The sequence below is a fragment of the Acidiphilium cryptum JF-5 genome (genome assembly GCF_000016725.1).
Classification (GTDB): domain Bacteria; phylum Pseudomonadota; class Alphaproteobacteria; order Acetobacterales; family Acetobacteraceae; genus Acidiphilium; species Acidiphilium multivorum.
Map to the genome: position 1 here is coordinate 83,939 of NC_009467.1, position 18,499 is coordinate 102,437.

Here is an 18,499-nt window from a genome sequence, read left to right on the forward strand (position 1 = left end):
TGTTTCGCATCGGACTCACCCCGGCTCAGAAAATAGCGTTGAACAGCCCCGGGGAATCTCCCGCGAGTCAGTATCATTGCGCAAGATTATTATATGACACGCAATACGAGAACGATAATCACAACCAGCACTACCAGTCCCAGAAGTCCACCGCCGATATACATGGCTTCAATCCCTTTCTGATATCCCATAGTGATTTTTCGACAATGCAACACGGGTGCCGGGTGTGCCCCGCATTTGCTGGATCGTGGCCGCCCCTTCCACAGGCCGTTGGCCACAATTATTTTGAAACGCAGAGAATAGAGTGGAACATTTATCGGGCATGTATGGCGGCGCGGGGAGAGTCGGAAACTACTCAATGGCGGCGGTACTCGGGATGATGCGCAAGCTTGAGCTTCCCCGCCTGCTGGGCCGGAGGGCGTCGCGCGAGCGCAATCTCGCCCTGGCGCTGATTGCGGGCCGTGGGGATTGTCAGGTTGATCGAACGAGGTGTGATTTGACCGAGACGCGATCGATCAGGCGGCGAGATTGGCGGCGTAGTCGGTCCAGAGCAAAAATGCATCGGCTCTTGCGTGGCGGTAGGATCTGGCGGAGAGGCGATGGCGTTTTGGGCGGAACAGGGTGGTGATCTGGTCGTGGGTGGCGAGAAATCTCTGGGCATGACCTGGGGATTTGAACCGACCCATGATCTTTTCTCGTCGCCTGGTGTGACGATGGGATGCTTCGATCCGGTTGTTCAGCCGCTTGTGCGATCGGTGATCGGCGCTGCGGCAATCCGTGCGAAGGGCAACGTCGTAGCTCCGTAGCTTATCGGTCACCACGACGCGCGGCTGACCCCATCGGCGCATCAGCTTGCGGAGAAAACGCCGGGCGGCTCGGGCATCTCGCCGCTTCTGGACCAGGATTTCCAGCACGTCACCGCGATGATCAACTGCCCGCCAAAGCCAATGCTTCTCGCCGCCAATGGTGATCACCATTTCATCGAGGTGCCATTTGTCGCCGGCCGGCAGCCGATCGCGACGGATTTGCGCGGCGATCTGCGGGCCAAACCGATCGACCCAGACGCGGATCGTCTCGTAGCATACTATCACGCCGCGAGCGGCCAGAAGATCCTCAACGTCCCGCAGGCTGAGATTGAACCGGTAATAGCTCCAGACCGCATACGCGATCACCGATCGAGGGAAGCGATATCCCTTCAAACGTGCAGGCAGAGTCAAAGCCATCATCCGAAATCGCTACGGGCACACGATCACCACGTCAACCTGACAATGCTCGCCAAGCCATCCTTGACCGTCTTGCTGCAACAATGGCGACCCGTTGGCGGAGCCCAATCCTTGTCCATGTCAACATCGACTATGCCCTATCGTAAAGATGCTTTTGACGCCTGCGCTTACGTCAGGGATGAACTTGTCTATCATCTTTATATGAAGATATTCATAATATCTAAAATCTTGTCACGAAATCGAAAATCTACGGCTGATGGTCCTGCGATCTACCTGAAGCGTGTCCCTAAGGAATGATTGGCTCCCAGAACCGGCATTACGGCCCGTCCCGGAAGTAGCAGGGGGTGGCGTCAGATAGTCACCGCACAGGCCGCCGGCGAACCCCAGAGCCCGCCCCATAGACTGTCAAAACACCCCGCCACAAGCTCGCCAGGATGGCAGGCACGAATCCTTTCTCACGGCTCTTTCGCCGGCCGCGTGATTGATGGCCCCTGATCGCCTTTCGCCGCGGGGAGTGTCGCGTCTGGTGTGGTGCAGACAAGAAAAAGGGGACCCCATGGCCGGGGTCGCCGAGTGGCAGATCGCTAAACGCTGAGACGATTGGAAAGGCAACCCAAAAGCCTTGTCCAAGCTTGGAGGTGCGTTTTCCAGCCTTGGTTTCAAGGCGAGATTACGCTCTCGTGTCATGGCGGCAGACTGACCGGCGTGCCACATCACATCTTAAAACACGCATATTGCGGCCCCGCCAAACCGGGCCATATCTGACCGTGAAGCGGAAAGCGATCTCCGCTGAGGTTCCCTCCCAATCTCTTAACTTGGCGGCCTCTAAGGCCGCCATTTTCCTTTTTGGCATTCGTCACGGTCGGTCCTGGGCTTCGTGCCAGATACGGAGAATCCGCACCGTATCGGATGACGTATCGACCTCATACACGATCAGATACGGCCACACCGCCACCAGTTCCCGGGTGCCGGCGGCCAAGCCCACGCGGCCCCGGGTGGGAAACAGCGCCAGGCTGTCGCCGGCGAGAACCAGTCCACGCAGAACGCTTGAGGCTGCGTTCGGGTTGAGCAGTTCGAGATAAGCAACAATGACATCACGATCTTCCAGGGCAAGCTGATGCCATTCGACCTGCATGCTCAGTGACCGGCGATCGCCAGGTTCAGCCGCTTGATCTCGCGCAGGAGATCGGCGCGCACCTGCTCATGCGGCACAGCCGGGCGGAGATCGGTCCGGGCTTCAGCGACGGCAGCTTCGAGGAGCCGCCGCTCGGCCTCGAGTTCAAGATCGATCTGGGGAACGGTCCGGTTCATAACGATAGTGTGATAACCTATCCTGGAACTTCAGGGGCAACTCCTTTGTTCGTTTTATGTTCTGATCTTGTCTGTGTCGATACTTTCCTAATGGAGAGGGAAGGTTACACCAAAGGATAGTGAAGGCGGCCCGAAGTATACAGGTGGTGGCGCATATACCACCGGCGGCGGAGGAGGAGGCGGTGGCGGCGGCACATATACGACTGGCGGGGGAGCATAATACACAACAGGCGGTGGAGGGGGCGGTGGTGGCCCTGGAGACCACCATCCCCAAGGCCTGTGCGGGCCGTGCGCCCAGGGTGGTGGTCCGGGTGGGTGGCCCCAGCCTGGAGGTGGAGGACCATGAGGACCGCCGGCCCATGGTGGCGGTCCTGCTATCGCGATGCATGTAGAACCAGCGATGGCTAGGGTGAAGAGGCCGACAATGAGTCCAAGGTGCTTGGCTTTCATGATTTTCATCCCCTGCTGGAGGCAGCTTGCACATGAATTATGGCGTGTTTTTGGTGGGCATAAACGCCCGATCCGATGGTGCTGGCGTCGGCGCTCGCGGACGCCGCCGCCGCCATCGCCCGGCTCGACCAGGCCCTCGCCAGTCATTCCCTGGCCCAGGCTTTTCTCCACCGTGCCCGCCTCGAGGCGGTCCGCCGGCAGGCCGCGGTCGACGGCCAACTCATCAACCCCTGGCATCTTGCCGCGACGATAGAAGACCTGCGCCTGCGCATGGATCCTTACTTGCGCATCATCGACCGCGGCGACATCCTCGACAAAGCAAAGTTCGCCCTCACCCTGTACCAGTGGCTCGTCGCGCCTGATTTCGATCAAGAGGGCGAGGTCCAACGCGCTGAGGCGATGCTGGCAATGCAGCCGACTGCCCTGCCGCCGCTGATCGCCGCGGCGCGGGGTTTGCGGGACTGGATCGAGACGGGCGAAACCCGTCCGGCTATGCGCGCGGCGATGATCCGCTTCTGGCGCCAGCGCGGCCTACTACGCCTGCCCGTCCCACTCACCGGCGCCGCAGCGCTCAGGGCCGAACAAAGCTGGGACCGCGACGTTTGGTTGCCGGCTTTCCTGAAGGCGATCGCGCGTGAAGTGGCGGATGGTCTCGACTTGCTCTACACCATGGAGCGTGCCTGGTTCGATGCCCGGCGCAGCATCGCCGGTCGCCGCAAGGACTCTTACATCGCTCCCGCCGTTGATCTGCTGGCGGCGGCGGCGCCGGTGCTCTCCGCGACCACGCTCGCCCGCGCCCTCGGCATCGCAGTGAGGAACGCCATACGCATCCTCACCGAACTGATTGCGGCCGAAATCGCGGTCGAGGACACGCACCGCACCAAGCGGCGCCTGTTCGGGCTCAAGGGCCTGGCGCCGCTGCGCGAGGTGGTGCGCCCACCCTATCGGTCGGATCCGACCCGTAGCCGCGGCCGTCCCCGCCAACCCATCGAGGAGGAGGAGGCCGAGGTTGCGCCGCCTCCATTATCGCCCCTCACGCCAATCGAGCGCCACGAATTCGATTACACCGCGCTCGAGGAAGCGATGGCTGAACTCGATACCGCGATCCGCCATGCCCGCCTGGCGCTTCAGGCCCGGCCGGAGCCAAACCCGCCGGCGCCGTCCCGCCCCGTTTTACCCGAGGGTGGGGCTGCTCAATAATGCACCGCGGTTTGGCAAACGCCGGTCGGACCTTCTGGCGGCAGGGTCGCCGAGCTGATAGATTCGCTTGATTGTTTGCCGATACCACGGGAGCGCGCCGATGCCCGAGCCAGTTCAGCTTTCGCTTTTCCCCGAACGGGCGAGCCTGGTGCGCATCCGCCCCGAGCGCAATGAATGGCGCTTCTACCGCCTCGAAATCCTCCCCGATCTCTTTGGCTACACCCTGCTCGCCCGGCACTGGGGCAGGATCGGCACCAAGGGCCGCATCCGCCTCGACCCGCATCTGGATTTTGGCGCCGCCCTCAACGCCCTCGCCGCTTTGACCCGCCGCAAGCGCCGCCGCGGCTATCACGAGCGGGCAGGGTGGTAACTTCCGCCTGAAAGAAAGCATGGAGAGTGACTTCACCCGGCGAAACGCCAGGGCGGTTCACTTCATGCCGGACAGGCGAACGGAATTTCCCCGACCCGGTCGCCGGGAGTTTCGGCTGGCCGTCACCTGCCAAGCGTGGGAGAGTGTCGGCGAGATATCGCGGAGGTGCCCGTCATTGCCGGAATTGAGAGCATGAACAGCCGACCTGTGATGGCGCGTGACAGGGCTGGCGCCGCAGCCCGCGCTTGTCAGGCCGCGTGCCACTGGTGCGCGCCATGACGGTAATCGCAACCGATCTTGCCGCCCTGCTCGGCACGGTGCGGCGCCCCGGCGATTTCTACGTGGCCGGCGAGATCGCGTTTTCGCCCCCGTCGCTGGATGTCGCGAGTGTCGGCCCGGTTGCCCTGCCGCTGCTGCCCATCCAGGCCCGGCAACTGATCGACGCCGCGGAACCGGCGCCCTTTGGCCGCGGCGAACAGACCATCATCGACCCGACGGTGCGGCGCTGTGGCCAGATCGGCCCGGATCGCGTGCGGCTCGGCGGCCGACATTGGGCCAGGACGCTGGAAGATATACTGGCCCGGGTCAGCGACGGCCTCGGCGTGGACGAGCCGATCGACGCCGAATTCTACAAGCTGCTGATCTACGACCAAGGCGGCTTCTTCGTCAGCCACCGCGATACCGAGAAGGTGGCCGGCATGTTCGCCACCCTCACGGTGGTATTGCCGTCGCATTTCAGCGGCGGCGACCTGATCATCCGACACAAGGGGCGGGAAGCGTGCCTTGCTCTGCACACCGGCGACCCAGGAGATGTGGCATTCGCTGCCTTCTATGCCGACTGCGTACACGAGATTCTGCCGGTCAGCGAAGGCTGCCGCCTGGCCCTGATCTACAACCTCCTGCGCCGGAGTCGCTCTGGCCGCGGTCGCGCGCTGCACCCCCCGGACTACACGGCGGAACAGGCCCGCATCGCGGCCCTGCTGCGGCGCTGGACGGACACCGCCGGCCCCGACGCTGCCCTGCCGGCCAAGCTGGTCTATCCGCTGGAACATGCCTACACGCCGGCCGAACTCGGTTTCGCGTCGCTGAAAGGTGCTGATGCGGCGGTTGGCGGTGTGCTGACGGGCGCGGCGCGGGACGCCGGGTGCGATCTGCACCTGGCGTTGCTGACCATCGAGGAAAGCGGTGCGGCGGAGTATGCTGATACCTATGGATCGCGACGCGGCCGGTGGGACACGGCGGATGCCTTCGAGGCCGGCGAGGTTTTCGAGCGCAGCGTGGCGCTGTCCGACTGGCGACGGCCTGACGGCACGAGGTCCGATCTGGGCGAAATTCCCGTTGAGGAGGACGAGATTGCGCCACCCGGCGCCTGCGACGATCTAGCGCCGGACGAGGAGCAGTTCCACGAGGCGACCGGCAACGAAGGTGCTTCCTTCGAGCGCAGCTACCGCCGTGCCGCCCTGGTGCTCTGGCCGCGGGCTCGTCTGTTCGCCGTGTTGAGCCAGGCTGGACTGGGTGCGACACTGCCATATCTCGGCGATCTCGTCCGGCGCTGGGCCGCTGCCGATCCCGATTGTCGCGCCGCGCTCTGGCGCGATGCGCAAGACCTCGCCGAACACATGGTCGGACGCTGGCCAAAGCATGATTGGCGGGACACCGAGCGCAAGGAACCGAGCGAAGCCGGACAAATACTCGGCCTGCTCGCCGAGCTCGGCGACACGGCCACGATCGAAACCGTTCTGACCGGGATCATCGCCGGGGGCTTCGGCAAGGCGGACACGGACGCGATCATGGCGGCGCTCGGCCAACTCGCGCCGCTCCGGCGCGTGGCGCTGATCGAGTTGATCGTCGCGGAGTCGGCAGCCGGCTCCCTCGGCGCCTGCGCCAATCTGCTGGCCCGCGCGGCAGTCGCCTGGGCCACATCGGGTAATTGCGATCTGACCGGCGCCGCAACGCGCCTGCTGACGGCACTGCCGTCAGGTGCGGCGCGCGCGACGCCATCGTCGGGATGGCAACAGAGCGGTCGCGCCGTGGTTGCCGGCGTCGTCGCCGACCTGGTGCTTGGCTTCGGCGCGATCGATCCGGTTCTGGCCGAGCGGGCGATCGACCATGTCCTGGCTTGGCCGAAGGTCTACGGAATGGACGCCGTGCTGGTCCCCGCAGCCCGGTGCTTGTGCCAGCGGCAGTTGGTGCGGGGGACGGCGGCGCTGGCGCGGCTGCGAACCGCCTGCCTCGCCCATCTGCGACGCCGGATGGCCGAAAAGCTGGCCGCCCCGACGGACTGGCGCCGTGACAGCAAGATCCCGTGCCGCTGCCCACGCTGTGCCGATCTCGCGAGATTTCTGGCGAATCCGGACGCCAGTACCTGGGTTCTGAAGGCCGCCGAAGCCGAGCGCGCGCATGTCCAGCACAGCATACGACAGGCGGGCAGCGACGTGGACACGACGATCGACCGCTCCGGCCGCCCCTATCGGCTGGTCTGCACCAAGAACCAGGCCAGCCATGAGCGCCGCCTGCGTCAGCGCCAGCGCGATCTGGAGGCCGTGGCCGAGCTTACGTTATGAAGACGCGTGCAGCCCCGACATACGCCATGTAGCGGAAGCTGGCCCACGAGGTCCGGCTGGTTTTTACACCGCCACCCCGGCCTGGTTTTGATCCGCCGTTGACAAGCCGCCTATCCGGCGGGGAGGGCCTATCAGGCGGGCGCGGGTTGTTCGTCGCAGCCAGCCGGCTTGCTCGCCCTCATTGGCGATCAGAGCTGGCACCAAATGGATTTCGTCGAGAGAGGGACCAGAGCACCTGAGGGGATGATCGCGGGAAGCTGCGCGGACATGTCAAGCACCTTTGCTCGGCGTGCGCGCGCCCCTGAAGGTGATTGTCACAGGATTGCGCGACATGCCTCATGAAACAGCCCAAGGGTTGATGAGAGTGAGGCCGCAATCCTCAAAGCCGCCTGTGTCGCGCGTCACCACGCTCGCGCCATGGGAGCGTGCGACCGCAGCAATCATTAGATCGAGTGCCGCTGTCGGTCGGCCTCCGCGCCTTCGGGCCGCGAAGATATCGGCGTAAGCAGCGGCGGCCTCCATGTCGAAGGGCAGGACACGTCCTTCGAAGTCCTCCGAAAACATTGCCGCTGCTGCCGCTTCAAGATCATGACGACGGCGGCCGTCTGGCATGATCGCGAGGCCCGACAAAATTTCGGCCTGAGTGATCGATGTCGTGAAAAGAAGCTCTTCTGGCTGGCCCTCTATCCAAGCCGTCACCTCTGGCGACGGCCGAAGGCTCATCATGGCGGACAGGATGTTGGTATCGAGGACGAACATCACTCGAAGCTCGGCGGCTCGCGTGCGTTGTCTCGCGGCGGCAACTCAAGATCAACGCCGCCAAGCGCGGCGAAGCGCGCGTGGATCCGCTCGGCCAGACTACGTCCCGAGCGCGACGCGTCCTTGGTGAGCGCCGTCTGAAGGATGCGCCTGGCTTCAGCCTCCATGGAGTGCCCGTGTTCCGCTGCGCGAACGCGAAGACGCTCCTTCACCGCCGCATCAATGTTGCGGATGGTCAGGGTAGCCATTGGTGTCAATGTCCCAGTGCGCTGCATGCCTGCATCGTAATCGATGCGTTCATTGAATGCAACGCATAATGCCCACCCCGTTCTCTGATATCAAACATGATAAAGGACGTTATCATGCGCGACCGTCAACTCGCAGCGTTCCGTAATTGAAGATTTCCGGCTGGTTTTTACACCGCCACCCTGGCCTGGGGTTACGCATGAAAGATGCTGATCGCAGCTTGAGTATGGAAAACGGTAGTCGGTCGAATATTTCCAATTCTGTCCGTTTGCTTGAATGGGAGTGGTTTTGGCCCGGGCCGCCGGCTCATCAACGTCCTCAATCCGCTCTTCAAAAATGCCGCTATCGAGCATATCATTGAAAAATATAGATAAAATTTCATGCGTAGCCCCTGCGCGGTTCAAGGAGGCGTTCGAGCCTTCGAATGTTTCAGAACCACGATGCCAAGCGGCGAAGAAAGCCTCGCGCGCCGCTTATGATGACTGGCGTCTTGCCGTCCGTCACCGGCTTGCCTAGCGCTGCATCTTCCTGGATACGCCGCCACTCGGCTGGGGCATTGACGATCACAGGGGGTCCGGAAACGCGATTGAGTCCGGCTTGCAGGTCGTGTGGCACGGGACCCGCCGCCTGCAGGAGCGCTTTCGGCCCGGGCGTCATGCGTGGATCCTGGCTGTCGAGAACGGATTGTGGATCGAGCAAGGCTTCCGCTGCTTGAGCACTCTCGGTCCGCTGGGTTGGGGGGGCACCCCAGGGCTGTTCAACGCTGATTTCCGAGCTGGTGTCATCAGGCAATACCGAGGAAAACGGCCAAGCTGCGGGTCACTGACATCATGGTTTCGTCATCCAGATGACCGAACGTGGAGCCGATCTTGTCCCGCTGGGTTGTGCTGGCCTTGTCGATCATGATCTGAGACCGTTTCCGCAAGCCATTGGTCTCGGAGGGGGCCACCGGCAACCTCAGTAGGGGGGGCCTCCGCGAGGGCACCTGTGATGGGTAAAATCGTCACTGTGGCGGTTTCATCAAAGCGGTCTGCATGTATGACCAGGGCTGGGCGCGGTTTGCCGAAATCGCCTTGCAGGGCGACGGTCACGAGATCTCCGCGCTTCACTCCCAGCCATCCAGATCCGCGATGGCGGCATCGAGGAAGGCGGCAAGCTTGGCATCCTGCCGGTCAGCTTCAGCAACAAGGCGCGCCTGGCGGCGGCATTCTTCGTCAAATCCCCTGGCGCGGGTATCCGGTACCCAGATTTGAACGGGCCGTAAGCCAGCTCGTCGCAGGGCATCGCGGCGCTTTTGAACACGCACGGCAACAGGTGTCATGATCTGTCTCCTTTGTGTTACATGTGACATGTAGGAGCCAAAAAGTCCTGTAGAATGGGGGCGTCAATTCGGGAGGCCGCTGGCTTTGGCCAGCGCCGGAAGATATGCAACCTTTCGGTGGCGATATGTGCCATGATTAGCTATGGCCAAGAACAGCAGGGACGGGAATCGATTGCGTGCTGCCCGGCGCCGGGCGGCGCTCGCCGAGCGCGGTATCAAGCAAGTTCTGCTTATGGCCCCGGAGCAGGCGCACCCGTTGCTGAAGCAGGCGGCGACTCTGATGACCCGCGACGATGACCCCCTGGAGCCACTGGCGGCGCTGCGTCGGGCTGGTGGGGCGAATGAGCCGGAGCCCGTCGGGGCATCACCCGACCTGGGTGCGGAACTGGAAGCCACCAAAGCCAGGATCGCGGAAATCGAGCGTCAGGCAGAGGCGCGACTGGCGATGGTGATTGAGGCAGCGGAGCGCCGGAGGCGAGCGCTGGAGGCTGAGCAGGAGAAAGCGCGGGCGAACGCCGTGGAGGCACAGAAGGCCGCCAAGTCCGCCCAGGTAGCCGCAGGACGGGCGGAAGAGGCGCTACGGCGCGCGGAGAAGGCGGAGGCCACGGATCCAGCAGGCCAAGGCGATGCCGGGCCTCAAAGGCCGGCTGGTGCGCTTTCTGGCCGGCGATGTGCTGAAATAGCAGGAGGCCGCTGCGCCGGACTTCTGCAATGGAAAGCCCCGTTTGCGCCCTGTGAGGCGAGTATGGCGCGAAAATTCGATAGCGTCCGTCAATGTGGTGGAAATTCTGGTGTAGCTGAAGCGGCCAATGGTCACGCGGCGACGGTGGAAATTCGTGGTGTATCGGCATCGATGGCGGGTGCCATGAGTTCGACCATTCCCTCGATCTGCATATAGCGGTTCTGTGTCTGCCATTCGTCGTTGGCCTCGAGCAGCACGGCCCCGATCAGGCGGATGATCGAACCTTCATTGGGAAAGATGCCGACGACATCGGCGCGGCGCTTGACCTCCTTGTTCAGGCGTTCGAGCGGGTTCGTCGAGTGAATTTTGGTTCGGTGCTGGGCGGGAAAGTCCATGTGCGCCAGCACGTCGGTTTCACTGTCGTCGATGAACGCGCCAAGTTTTGGCCATTTGCCCCGGAGCTGGTCGGCCACATGGCGCAGGGTCTGGCTGGCACTGACGCGATCCGGCTGGATAAACGCCTGACGCAACGCTGCAGACACCATGCTCTGCTGCCCCTTCGGCACATAGGACAAGGCGTTGCGCATCCAGTGAACGCGGCATCTTTGCCAGGATGCCCCCATCACCCGGCGGATCGCCGCCTTCAACCCTTCATGAGCATCGGAGATCACCAGTTTCACCTCACGCAACCCACGGCGGACCAAGCTCTTGAGAAAGGTCGACCAGAAGGTCTCCGCCTCGGACGGGCCGATGTGCAGGCCGACGATCTCGCGCCGACCGTCGGTGTTCACCGCCACTGCGATTATCGCTGCAACTGAGACGATCCGCCCACCTTCGCGCTGCTTGAGATAGGTCGCATCCAACCACAGATACGGCCACTCGCCGGCAAGTGGCCGGTCGAGGAAGGCGTTCACCCTCTCATCGATGTCCTTGCACAGTTTCGAGACCGTGCTCTTGCTGATCCCCGTCAGCCCCATGGCCTGCACCAGCTCGTCTACCCGCCGGGTCGAGACGCCGCCAATCCAGGCTTCCTGGATGACCGCGGCCAGCGCCTTCTCCGAGGTCCGGCGAGCTTCCAGGAACGGCGGGAAGTAGCTCCCCTGCCGCAGCTTCGGGATCCGAAGCTGCAAGCTGCCAAGCCGCGTGTCCAATGCGCGTTCCCGGTAGCCGTTGCGATAGGTCGCGCGCTCGCCGCTGCGCTCGTAGCGGCTGGCGCCGATCAGCCCATCCACATCCGTCTCCATCAGCAGTTGAACCACCGCCTCCGCAACGCTGCGCAGAAAATCGCCGTCCCCGGCTTTGGCCAGTAGCTCAGCCAGTGGTAATCTATCTTCGGTCATCGGGTTCTCCAGGCTTCAGGTTGAAGTCTCGCAACTCCACCATAGCCGACTGATCCGATGGCCACCTCAAACTACACCGTTACAGGGCCCAAAAGTCCACCACGACCCCGGACACTACCGGACGAACTGCGCCAAAGTTTCGGCTTCGTGTGCGTCAGTCTTGTTCCGCTGCAACGCTGTCGCCACGCGTGCATGGCGCGCATCGAGGCAGATCACCGGAAAACCGAGGTCCTTGAGCGAATGGTAGAGCCACGGCGCCAACTGTCCGGTCTCGAGCCCGACCCGAACGAGTTCGGGCGCATGCCGGCGCAGGGCCGCGGCGAGCACCTCCGGCTCGCTGGCCCTCTTGCCCCGCCAGACCAGCTTCCCGTTGTCGTCCACAACGTGAATGGCGGTGTCTTTGTCCGAAATGTCCAGTCCTGCGTAGTGCGCCATGATTGCCTCCCTCGGCTCCAACAAGCGGACCACCCGCTCGCTTCGCGCCCCCGGTTTGACAGATCAAACCGCTGGATCGCGATCACCGCATGGGGAACGCATCATTGCCTGGTCGAACCGATGCCGGGCCTGAGCATGGATTGGGAGGGCCTCAACCGAACCAACGCCCTGGCATTCATCCTCTGGGCCTCAATTCGGCTGATGCTACGAAGGCACTGTAAGAATAGAATATCATCTTGGACCGAATCTAAGTGTGACGTCGGATAGTTGGCGATGTAAGTATTTCCCGATCCTACCGGGCAATGCGATGGTCTGATATCTTGAGTTTGTTCTTGGGCAAGCTATCATATGCCTCCCATGAACGGTAACCTTGGACCATTTCTGGAGAAATCACATGACAATAGCGAATCCCGCCGCGGTCAGCCCCGGCACCCACCAATCGGCCCCCAATCATCCGGCGGCCGCCGTGCATATCGCTGCGGCATCGCATCACGCCGTAGCAGAACACCATCACCTCGAGGCCGCACACCATCTCAACATGGGTGAGCACGAACCCGCCAGGCTGCATGCTGCCGCGGCCATGGCGCATTCCGAGAAGGCCCATTCCAAGACGGTTGAAGCGGCCAAACCACCTGCCAGATAGGTCTTGGTATAGCTTAAGACTTTTCCGAGTGGCCGGTCTTTCCTGAATTACCTGATCTGGCAATTCTCGGTATCATGTTTTTCGGAGCGGGCTTGCGGTGCTGGGACAGTCGATGCGGACAATAACAGGAACGATCGGCACAGGAACTTGGGATTGCATAGAGGGTGTCTGTCTAACACATGCATATCGCATATTCACACAGGTCGTGAATATGCGGCTGCGGATGCAACGTGACGATCAACTGGGTAGGCAGCCTCAACCGGACTCTTACTTAACAGTCTGTAATAGGCTACACTGGCGGTAGGGCTGTTCAACGCTGGTTTCTGAGTTGGGGTGGGTCGGATGCGCAACACTGTGGGGGCGAACTGACTTTCTGGGTGGGGGCGAACTGACTTTCTGGGGAATATGGGGATTCCCGACCGGCGGGATTTGGGATTCTTGGGAAGGCAACCGATACGGAGGTTGTCATGGCCGCGTTCAGCTCGTTGCTCGATATCCTGGCAGAGGTTCCCGATCCGCGGCGCGCGGAAGGCAAGCTCTACAAGCTGCCGCATGTCCTGCTGTTCTCGATCCTGGCGATCATCAGCGGCAGCAACTCGTATCGCGGCATCGTCACCTTCATCGACGTCCATCGCCGCCGGTTGAACCGCAGCTTCGGCCTGAAATGGCGCCGGGCGCCCTCGCACACGGCGATCCGCTACATCCTCCAGGGGCTCGATCCGGGCGCGGTGGAGGCCGCGTTCCGACGCCACGCGGCACTGCTGCAGGCGGCCAGGACCAAGCCCGGCACGGCCAGCATTGCGCTCGACGGCAAGACCCTGCGCGGCAGTTTCGACAGGTTCCATGACCGCACCGCGGCTCATGTGCTCAGCGCCTTCGCCACCGACACCAAGCTGGTGCTCGCTCATGTCGAGATCGGCGAGAAATCCAGCGAGATCCCCGCCGCCCAGGCGCTGCTCGCCGAACTGGGCATCGCCAAGGACACACTCGTCACCCTGGATGCCCTGCACTGCCAAAAAAAGCCTTCAACGTCGCCCAGGCGGGCAACATCAGCCTCATCGTCCAGGTCAAGGACAATCAACCGACGCTGAAGCAGGCGATCCACCATATCGCCACATCGAGCGCCCCATACGACGTCTTCCGGACCCGCGACCGCGGCCGCAATCGTGACGAAACCCGCACCGTCTCCGCCTTCAATCCCGCCTGCGCGCTCGCCGGCACCGACTGGCATCCCCATGTCACCGCCATCATTCAGGTCGAGCGCGCAATCGCCACCCGCAATCCCGAAACCGGCCTGCTCAAGCTGACACACGACACCGCCTTCTACGTCGCCAACACATCCCTCACCGCCGCCATCGCCGCCAAGGCCATCCGCGCACATTGGGGCATCGAAAATTCCTCCCACTATGTCCGAGACGTCACCTTCGCAGAGGATCGATCCCGGATCCGAACCAACCCTGGCGTCATCGCCCGATTGCGCAGCTTCGCCTTCAACATCCTGATGAACAGCAAACCCAGCGCCAGCACCCTCAGCCAGGACCGCTACCGCGCCGCGCTTGCCGACCTCTACCACATCCTCGCTCTCAATCACTATCCCAAAGCGTTGAACAGCCATGACACTGGGGGCGAGGAAGAATGAGCGCACGAGTGCAGGTACTCGCTTGATGGCGGCGAGTTGGGCGTCGATCTTATCACGCAGCTTCTCACCCTTGCGCAGCGGATTCCTGGCCACGCCGGTGCGCTTCACATGGCTCCAGACCAACTTGTCCGGGTTCAGTTCCGGCGCGCAGCCTGGAAGGAAATGCAGCGTCAGACGCCCCGCGGTCGAGGCCACGTAGTCCTTGACCAGGCGCGTCTTGTGGGCAGAGCCTCGGAGAACCTCCTGCCTCAATGCATCTTAATCTCGTCGCCTGACCTCGTCAGGCTCCCCAAACCAGAGACGCCGCCACAGGCAATTTCCACACAATCCAAGACGCCAACGTTCTCGGCGAAGGTGACGTCTTGGACATAGTGGGAGGAATTTTCGACTGCGCCCACGGCGCACGCTGAGAAGGGCCCACTCCAAGACCGTCGAGGTGGACAAGACTCCGGCCAAATAGCCCACAATGCCGCGCCCCGGCTTTGCAAGGCTCGGTATCGCGCGCGCTCGGAAGCCTCGGCCACATTGGCGAGATCGGATTTCTTCCACTGGGAACTACGTAGATTCCGGTCCTGCATGATCGTTTCGCGGGTCGCCATGTTGAGCAGTGCGACTATCTCGGCATGCGCGTCAAACACCCGCCTACCGGCCAACACAGAGGTGCTGCGGACCCGACGCGCGACCATGGCGCGTCCATCAGGAGCTTTAGCATGAGATCGTATAGACTGGCTTGGTTCACCGTTGCCGCCGGAGCCGGGTTGCTACTCGGCGGCTGCGGCTATTCGCCGGGAGGCCGTGCCCTGTCCGGTGCTGCGATCGGCGCAGGGACGGGCGCGGTTGTCGGTTCGGTGACCGGCATCGGGCCGGGTGGTGGCGCGCTGATCGGCGGTGGCGTGGGTGCAGCCGTCGGCGGTCTCACCAGTCCGAGCACGATCAACCTCTCGCCCCGTTAACCGGAACCCGCCCAGGTGACGTTTAAACACCCTGAAAGCAGGAAAGAATCCATGAACCGCATTCAGGTTATCACGCCGCTCGGCGCCGGCCTCGCTCTGGCGACGGCTGGCGCGAACGCGCAGACGACGACCACAACATCCACCGCCCATACGCTACAGCCTACCGCGATGACGTGGACGCCGGTCATGCCGTCGCCGAGCGGCACGCTGAGCACGACCGAAACCAGCCGCAGCGTCGATGCGGCCGGGAATACGTCGCAATCGCGGAAGACGACCTATGGCAGCGAAGACGGTGCGGTCAGCCAGTCCACCAGCACCACCACGATTACACCTGTGCCACACACTAGCACCACGACCGACACAACGTCTCCATACTCGACCACGAAATGAACCGGAGGACATCATGCGATCGAACAAGACCACCGCGGCACGCATTCTGCTTGCCACGTGGATGAGCGGGGCCGTCCTGGTCCTCGCCGGCTGCGGTGGCGGTTCGCCGGACACCGCGACGACGACGACGACGCAACATACGAGCACCTCGACCACAGCGACCGCGGCGGCGCCGCCAATGCTGGGCGCGCCCGTGACCACGACCACGCAGACCACGCGCTCGACGACGATGGAGTAGCGCGATGGCGTGCGCCGCCACCGCGCTGCATGAGTAATTTCCGAGGCTGTCCGGCGAGCGGTCGGGTCTGCCAGATTGTAGGCTCGACCGCTCGCTTCGCGCGTGCCGTCAATAGGTGGGGTATGGAACATGGATGACAGAACAGGCCGTCCGCGCAACATAGTGTCATTGCAGGTCGCATCTCTCGACGCCCATATCGGCGGTCAGATCACGGCACGGCGCGCGGAAATTGGACTCTCTCGCCGGCAACTGGCGATGACACTGCGCGTGCCAGTGAGAGGGATCGCCGCCTACGAGCGCGGCATACAGCATGTCGCACCAGCGGACCTGTTCCGGTTAGCGCAGGCGCTCGGCGTGGACCTCGCCTATTTCTACACGGATTCGGCGTCCTCGCCGCAGGCGCCAAAGGCCGAAACCGGGTGTCCGGTCGGCGGTCGCGCCGCGGGCGGCGTCGGGCAGGCCGCCGTGGACATGCGCCAATATGACGATATCGACCAGATCGCCGATAGATTCAGTCGGATTCGGAATCCGGCAATTCGGCGATGCGTTACCCGGATGCTGGACAGCCTTGCCGAGCATGAGGTATCGAGTGTCACGGTCGGAGATGTCCGGACCGAGCCACTGATCTCCGCGTTCGAAGAGCTCGCCGAGTTGGCATATGCGCCGCCCTCGGCATCGCGCGGATGAGCGCGTCGCGCCGGCGCGCGTGCGCGTGAAGGCATGCCGAACCGGACGCCCGCCACGCGCCCTTCGCGGAACGCTCGGGCCGTGGCCTGGCGGGCCTCTCGCGGGCGTCGGAGCGTATATGTGTGCCCTACATTGGAGCCGCAGGTGGCGGCTGAGCTGGTCGCCGCGCCGGGGTATGCCGCGACCGCATCGTCGAACGCTTTGATGAAGTGTGATAAGCCTCCTCGAGACGCCCGCCCTGGCGCGGCCTCCACGGGGCGAGTACGCAGAGCCGGAGATGCGTAGTTTCCGAGCCTTCTATGGGAAGTGAGGCCCTGCTAATTATTGAGGCCTCGGCAGGCCGGATCACACGATCCAGTATAGCGATCGACAGCGAACGAGCCGCACCGGGTTTCGTGCAAAGCCTTAGCAGAGATCGTAACGGGAGCCGGCTGATGGACAAGGATCGCGTAGCTGGATTGGCGAAAGAGATCAAGGGCGCCGTGAAAGAGGCCGTCGGTAAACTCGTCGGCGATGCCAAGCTGCAAGCCGAAGGACGTGCCGGCAAGACCGAGGGCAGGGTGCAGAATACGGTCGGCGGTCTGAAGGATTCCGTCCGGAAATAGCATTCCGCACGCGCGCTACTATGTGGGACGGCTGCGTTCACATCCGCAGCGCGCGCTTGAGTGCCCCACCCGATGTCTGGCGCGACGCCAAGGCAGATCCATCGGCGCTCGGCGGTGGTTGATCGCAACCTGCCCAAGCGTGCCCATGTCTGAGAACATCACAGATACATTCGCTTCAAGAGCAACAGCCGATCGGATTGAAGCATATGATCGGATGATAGTCACGCTATCAGACAGCTCACGCGGTGAGACAGACAGTGCACCAAGCCGGCCGTTGGTGCGGACAAGAAGGTGTTGCAGACGTGAGGTGAGTGTCTTGTCGAAAAGGTTGACTGGAAAGACCCCATTCATGCGCATGTGGCTGGGTGGGGCGAACGCTATCGCACGCCACTCCCGCGCCACCAAAGTCGCGCGGCGGCAGGCCGCGGCGCTGGTAAAGGATGCCGCCCGCGTCTGGAAGCGGGCGTTGGTGGATCGGCCGGTGTCGGCGGCTCGCATGTCGGCAGGTTGCGTGTCGGAAGTCGTCGGGTTCGGCTCCAATCCCGGCGCATTGAGGATGCTGGTTCATGCCCGCGCCCGGCTGCCCGCGGGCCGGCCGCTGGTCGTCGTCCTGCACGGCTGCGGCCAGGATGCCGCAGCCTTTGCCAACGCGTCCGGCTGGCTCGCGCTGGCGGACGAGTTGGGGTTCGCGCTGCTGGTGCCCGAACAGGTTCACGCGAACAACCGTGGCCGCTGCTTCAACTGGTTCCGCCCTGATGACGTCCGCCGGAGCGGCGGCGAGGCGATGTCGATTCGCCAGATGCTGAGAGTCGCGGTCGCACGCTATGGGTCCGACCCAAGACGAATCTACATTGTCGGATTTTCTGCCGGCGGCGGCATGGCCGCTGCGATGCTCGCCGCATACCCTGCGGTGTTCGCTGCGGGGGGCATTGTCGCGGGCATGCCGGTCGGCTGCGCGCAAACCCAGGTCGCAGCGATGCTTCACATGCGACGGGCAAACATGTCGCGGTCGCGGCAGGCGCTCGCTGGCGACGTCCGTGCAGTGACGCAGGCCCGTTCACGACGGTCGTGGCCACGCGTCTCGATCTGGCAAGGCGGCCGAGATCGCACGGTTGATCCGGCGAACGCCGAAATACTCGCGGCGCAATGGGGCGAGTTGCATGGCCAGGATACGGCGCCGAGGACCGACAACGTGGCATCGGGGCATCGGCATCGGACCTGGGGCCGGCCCGATCGACCGCCCGCCGTCGAGATCTGGACGCTGCCCGCGATCGGGCATGGCTTTCCCGTCGATGCCAGCCTGCCCGGGAGCGGCCGCACCAGCCCGTATCTGGCGCGCGCGGATCTGTCCGCCGCGCGCCAGATCGCGACGTTCTGGCTTCTGAACAATGACCACGCCAAACGCGCGGCCTTGCACCGCTGAATGGGTTCGCCGATGCTCGT

The 18,499-nt window shown here is 63.2% G+C and carries 22 protein-coding genes and 3 pseudogenes; 13 read left to right on the forward strand and 12 right to left on the reverse strand.

What is annotated here, in order from left to right; all coding sequences use genetic code 11:
- Positions 1-515: 515 nt before the first annotated feature.
- The 3 genes from ACRY_RS00320 to ACRY_RS19350 form a co-directional block, all read right to left on the reverse strand.
- Positions 516-1,226, reverse strand: coding sequence for an IS6 family transposase (locus tag ACRY_RS00320; protein WP_011930527.1), 711 nt, complete (start codon positions 1,224-1,226; stop codon positions 516-518).
- Between the two features lie 853 nt (positions 1,227-2,079).
- Positions 2,080-2,358 carry a type II toxin-antitoxin system RelE/ParE family toxin gene (locus tag ACRY_RS00325; RefSeq protein ID WP_011930526.1) on the reverse strand — a complete coding sequence of 93 codons (279 nt, stop codon included), beginning with the start codon at positions 2,356-2,358 and terminating at the stop codon, positions 2,080-2,082.
- Positions 2,359-2,360: 2 nt separating this feature from the next.
- Entirely contained in the window at positions 2,361-2,534 is a 174-nt protein-coding gene (locus tag ACRY_RS19350) for a hypothetical protein (protein WP_155856281.1), read from the reverse strand.
- A gap of 525 nt (positions 2,535-3,059) precedes the next feature.
- Between ACRY_RS19350 and ACRY_RS00335 the strand changes: the two genes are divergently transcribed.
- From ACRY_RS00335 to ACRY_RS00345, 3 genes are all read left to right on the forward strand, one after another.
- A complete protein-coding gene (locus ACRY_RS00335) occupies positions 3,060-4,184 on the forward strand; it encodes a hypothetical protein (protein ID WP_011930523.1) in 1,125 nt (374 codons plus the stop codon).
- Positions 4,185-4,284: 100 nt separating this feature from the next.
- Complete coding sequence (locus ACRY_RS00340; RefSeq protein WP_011930522.1) at positions 4,285-4,554, forward strand: WGR domain-containing protein; 270 nt, start codon at positions 4,285-4,287, stop codon at positions 4,552-4,554.
- Between the two features lie 275 nt (positions 4,555-4,829).
- Positions 4,830-7,118, forward strand: coding sequence for a 2OG-Fe(II) oxygenase (locus ACRY_RS00345; protein ID WP_011930521.1), 2,289 nt, complete (start codon positions 4,830-4,832; stop codon positions 7,116-7,118).
- Between the two features lie 336 nt (positions 7,119-7,454).
- Here ACRY_RS00345 and ACRY_RS00350 read toward each other — a convergent pair whose 3' ends face one another.
- From ACRY_RS00350 to ACRY_RS18265, 6 genes and pseudogenes are all read right to left on the reverse strand, one after another.
- Positions 7,455-7,877 carry a type II toxin-antitoxin system VapC family toxin gene (locus ACRY_RS00350; protein ID WP_043508780.1) on the reverse strand — a complete coding sequence of 141 codons (423 nt, stop codon included), beginning with the start codon at positions 7,875-7,877 and terminating at the stop codon, positions 7,455-7,457.
- On the reverse strand, positions 7,877-8,125 hold the full coding sequence (locus ACRY_RS00355; RefSeq protein ID WP_043508781.1) for a FitA-like ribbon-helix-helix domain-containing protein: 249 nt from the start codon (positions 8,123-8,125) through the stop codon (positions 7,877-7,879). The genes ACRY_RS00350 and ACRY_RS00355 overlap by 1 nt, the downstream gene beginning before the upstream one ends.
- Positions 8,126-8,215: 90 nt before the next feature.
- On the reverse strand, positions 8,216-8,527 hold the full coding sequence (locus ACRY_RS19355; RefSeq protein WP_155856282.1) for a hypothetical protein: 312 nt from the start codon (positions 8,525-8,527) through the stop codon (positions 8,216-8,218).
- A gap of 25 nt (positions 8,528-8,552) precedes the next feature.
- Complete coding sequence (locus ACRY_RS19840; RefSeq protein WP_196796255.1) at positions 8,553-8,780, reverse strand: hypothetical protein; 228 nt, start codon at positions 8,778-8,780, stop codon at positions 8,553-8,555.
- A gap of 127 nt (positions 8,781-8,907) precedes the next feature.
- A pseudogene (locus ACRY_RS00360) lies at positions 8,908-9,232 on the reverse strand (type II toxin-antitoxin system PemK/MazF family toxin).
- Complete coding sequence (locus tag ACRY_RS18265) at positions 9,229-9,444, reverse strand: antitoxin MazE family protein (RefSeq protein ID WP_011930518.1); 216 nt, start codon at positions 9,442-9,444, stop codon at positions 9,229-9,231. Before ACRY_RS18265 ends, ACRY_RS00360 begins: the two are co-directional and overlap by 4 nt.
- Before the next feature lie 142 nt (positions 9,445-9,586).
- On the opposite strand from ACRY_RS18265, the gene ACRY_RS18270 reads away from it, so the two are divergent.
- Positions 9,587-10,342 carry a hypothetical protein gene (locus ACRY_RS18270; RefSeq protein ID WP_011930517.1) on the forward strand — a complete coding sequence of 252 codons (756 nt, stop codon included), beginning with the start codon at positions 9,587-9,589 and terminating at the stop codon, positions 10,340-10,342.
- Here ACRY_RS18270 and ACRY_RS00365 read toward each other — a convergent pair.
- Both ACRY_RS00365 and ACRY_RS00370 read right to left on the reverse strand, forming a co-directional pair.
- A complete protein-coding gene (locus ACRY_RS00365; RefSeq protein WP_011930484.1) occupies positions 10,258-11,466 on the reverse strand; it encodes an IS256 family transposase in 1,209 nt (402 codons plus the stop codon). The two genes, ACRY_RS18270 and ACRY_RS00365, sit on opposite strands and share 85 nt — an antisense overlap.
- 117 nt (positions 11,467-11,583) lie before the next feature.
- Positions 11,584-11,901: pseudogene (locus tag ACRY_RS00370) on the reverse strand (IS110 family transposase); the annotation flags it as partial.
- 394 nt (positions 11,902-12,295) lie between these two features.
- On the opposite strand from ACRY_RS00370, the gene ACRY_RS18275 reads away from it, so the two are divergent.
- The 3 genes from ACRY_RS18275 (at position 12,296) to ACRY_RS20515 (ending at position 14,183) form a co-directional block, all read left to right on the forward strand.
- Complete coding sequence (locus ACRY_RS18275) at positions 12,296-12,544, forward strand: hypothetical protein (RefSeq protein WP_231295205.1); 249 nt, start codon at positions 12,296-12,298, stop codon at positions 12,542-12,544.
- A 467-nt stretch (positions 12,545-13,011) separates the two neighbouring features.
- The gene (locus ACRY_RS00380; RefSeq protein WP_011930514.1) at positions 13,012-13,635 is read left to right on the forward strand and encodes an ISAs1 family transposase; all 624 of its coding nucleotides are present in this window, start codon (positions 13,012-13,014) and stop codon (positions 13,633-13,635) included.
- 17 nt (positions 13,636-13,652) lie between these two features.
- Positions 13,653-14,183: an ISAs1 family transposase gene (locus ACRY_RS20515; RefSeq protein WP_419465239.1), complete on the forward strand. Its 531-nt coding sequence runs from the start codon at positions 13,653-13,655 to the stop codon at positions 14,181-14,183.
- Here the strand turns inward: ACRY_RS20515 and ACRY_RS19365 are convergent.
- A pseudogene (locus ACRY_RS19365) lies at positions 14,160-14,408 on the reverse strand (transposase); the annotation flags it as partial. The gene ACRY_RS20515 and the pseudogene ACRY_RS19365 overlap by 24 nt on opposite strands.
- A gap of 485 nt (positions 14,409-14,893) precedes the next feature.
- Between ACRY_RS19365 and ACRY_RS19370 the strand changes: the two are divergent.
- From ACRY_RS19370 to ACRY_RS00410, 6 genes are all read left to right on the forward strand, one after another.
- On the forward strand, positions 14,894-15,136 hold the full coding sequence (locus tag ACRY_RS19370) for a YMGG-like glycine zipper-containing protein (RefSeq protein ID WP_043508773.1): 243 nt from the start codon (positions 14,894-14,896) through the stop codon (positions 15,134-15,136).
- Between the two features lie 51 nt (positions 15,137-15,187).
- Positions 15,188-15,526 carry a hypothetical protein gene (locus ACRY_RS00390; RefSeq protein ID WP_011930511.1) on the forward strand — a complete coding sequence of 113 codons (339 nt, stop codon included), beginning with the start codon at positions 15,188-15,190 and terminating at the stop codon, positions 15,524-15,526.
- Between the two features lie 13 nt (positions 15,527-15,539).
- Positions 15,540-15,764 (forward strand): hypothetical protein, encoded by a 225-nt coding sequence (locus ACRY_RS19375; RefSeq protein WP_043508772.1) that lies wholly within the window; start codon positions 15,540-15,542, stop codon positions 15,762-15,764.
- A 129-nt stretch (positions 15,765-15,893) separates the two neighbouring features.
- On the forward strand, positions 15,894-16,451 hold the full coding sequence (locus ACRY_RS00400) for a helix-turn-helix domain-containing protein (protein ID WP_011930509.1): 558 nt from the start codon (positions 15,894-15,896) through the stop codon (positions 16,449-16,451).
- Between the two features lie 434 nt (positions 16,452-16,885).
- A complete protein-coding gene (locus ACRY_RS19380) occupies positions 16,886-17,056 on the forward strand; it encodes a CsbD family protein (protein WP_011930545.1) in 171 nt (56 codons plus the stop codon).
- Positions 17,057-17,405: 349 nt separating this feature from the next.
- Positions 17,406-18,479: an alpha/beta hydrolase family esterase gene (locus ACRY_RS00410; protein ID WP_050751056.1), complete on the forward strand. Its 1,074-nt coding sequence runs from the start codon at positions 17,406-17,408 to the stop codon at positions 18,477-18,479.
- Positions 18,480-18,499 lie beyond the last annotated feature (20 nt).

What these genes read in the sequence shown, in the direction of transcription:
- ACRY_RS00320 (WP_011930527.1), bottom strand. Translation starts at nt 1,226, where the DNA reads ATGATGGCTTTGACTCTGCCTGCACGTTTGAAGGGATATCGCTTCCCT.
- ACRY_RS00325 (WP_011930526.1), bottom strand. Translation starts at nt 2,358, where the DNA reads ATGCAGGTCGAATGGCATCAGCTTGCCCTGGAAGATCGTGATGTCATT.
- ACRY_RS19350 (WP_155856281.1), bottom strand. Translation starts at nt 2,534, where the DNA reads ATGAACCGGACCGTTCCCCAGATCGATCTTGAACTCGAGGCCGAGCGG.
- ACRY_RS00335 (WP_011930523.1), top strand. Translation starts at nt 3,060, where the DNA reads ATGGTGCTGGCGTCGGCGCTCGCGGACGCCGCCGCCGCCATCGCCCGG.
- ACRY_RS00340 (WP_011930522.1), top strand. Translation starts at nt 4,285, where the DNA reads ATGCCCGAGCCAGTTCAGCTTTCGCTTTTCCCCGAACGGGCGAGCCTG.
- ACRY_RS00345 (WP_011930521.1), top strand. Translation starts at nt 4,830, where the DNA reads ATGACGGTAATCGCAACCGATCTTGCCGCCCTGCTCGGCACGGTGCGG.
- ACRY_RS00350 (WP_043508780.1), bottom strand. Translation starts at nt 7,877, where the DNA reads ATGTTCGTCCTCGATACCAACATCCTGTCCGCCATGATGAGCCTTCGG.
- ACRY_RS00355 (WP_043508781.1), bottom strand. Translation starts at nt 8,125, where the DNA reads ATGGCTACCCTGACCATCCGCAACATTGATGCGGCGGTGAAGGAGCGT.
- ACRY_RS19840 (WP_196796255.1), bottom strand. Translation starts at nt 8,780, where the DNA reads ATGACGCCCGGGCCGAAAGCGCTCCTGCAGGCGGCGGGTCCCGTGCCA.
- ACRY_RS18265 (WP_011930518.1), bottom strand. Translation starts at nt 9,444, where the DNA reads ATGACACCTGTTGCCGTGCGTGTTCAAAAGCGCCGCGATGCCCTGCGA.
- ACRY_RS18270 (WP_011930517.1), top strand. Translation starts at nt 9,587, where the DNA reads ATGGCCAAGAACAGCAGGGACGGGAATCGATTGCGTGCTGCCCGGCGC.
- ACRY_RS00365 (WP_011930484.1), bottom strand. Translation starts at nt 11,466, where the DNA reads ATGACCGAAGATAGATTACCACTGGCTGAGCTACTGGCCAAAGCCGGG.
- ACRY_RS18275 (WP_231295205.1), top strand. Translation starts at nt 12,296, where the DNA reads ATGACAATAGCGAATCCCGCCGCGGTCAGCCCCGGCACCCACCAATCG.
- ACRY_RS00380 (WP_011930514.1), top strand. Translation starts at nt 13,012, where the DNA reads ATGGCCGCGTTCAGCTCGTTGCTCGATATCCTGGCAGAGGTTCCCGAT.
- ACRY_RS19370 (WP_043508773.1), top strand. Translation starts at nt 14,894, where the DNA reads ATGAGATCGTATAGACTGGCTTGGTTCACCGTTGCCGCCGGAGCCGGG.
- ACRY_RS00390 (WP_011930511.1), top strand. Translation starts at nt 15,188, where the DNA reads ATGAACCGCATTCAGGTTATCACGCCGCTCGGCGCCGGCCTCGCTCTG.
- ACRY_RS19375 (WP_043508772.1), top strand. Translation starts at nt 15,540, where the DNA reads ATGCGATCGAACAAGACCACCGCGGCACGCATTCTGCTTGCCACGTGG.
- ACRY_RS00400 (WP_011930509.1), top strand. Translation starts at nt 15,894, where the DNA reads ATGGATGACAGAACAGGCCGTCCGCGCAACATAGTGTCATTGCAGGTC.
- ACRY_RS19380 (WP_011930545.1), top strand. Translation starts at nt 16,886, where the DNA reads ATGGACAAGGATCGCGTAGCTGGATTGGCGAAAGAGATCAAGGGCGCC.
- ACRY_RS00410 (WP_050751056.1), top strand. Translation starts at nt 17,406, where the DNA reads ATGCGCATGTGGCTGGGTGGGGCGAACGCTATCGCACGCCACTCCCGC.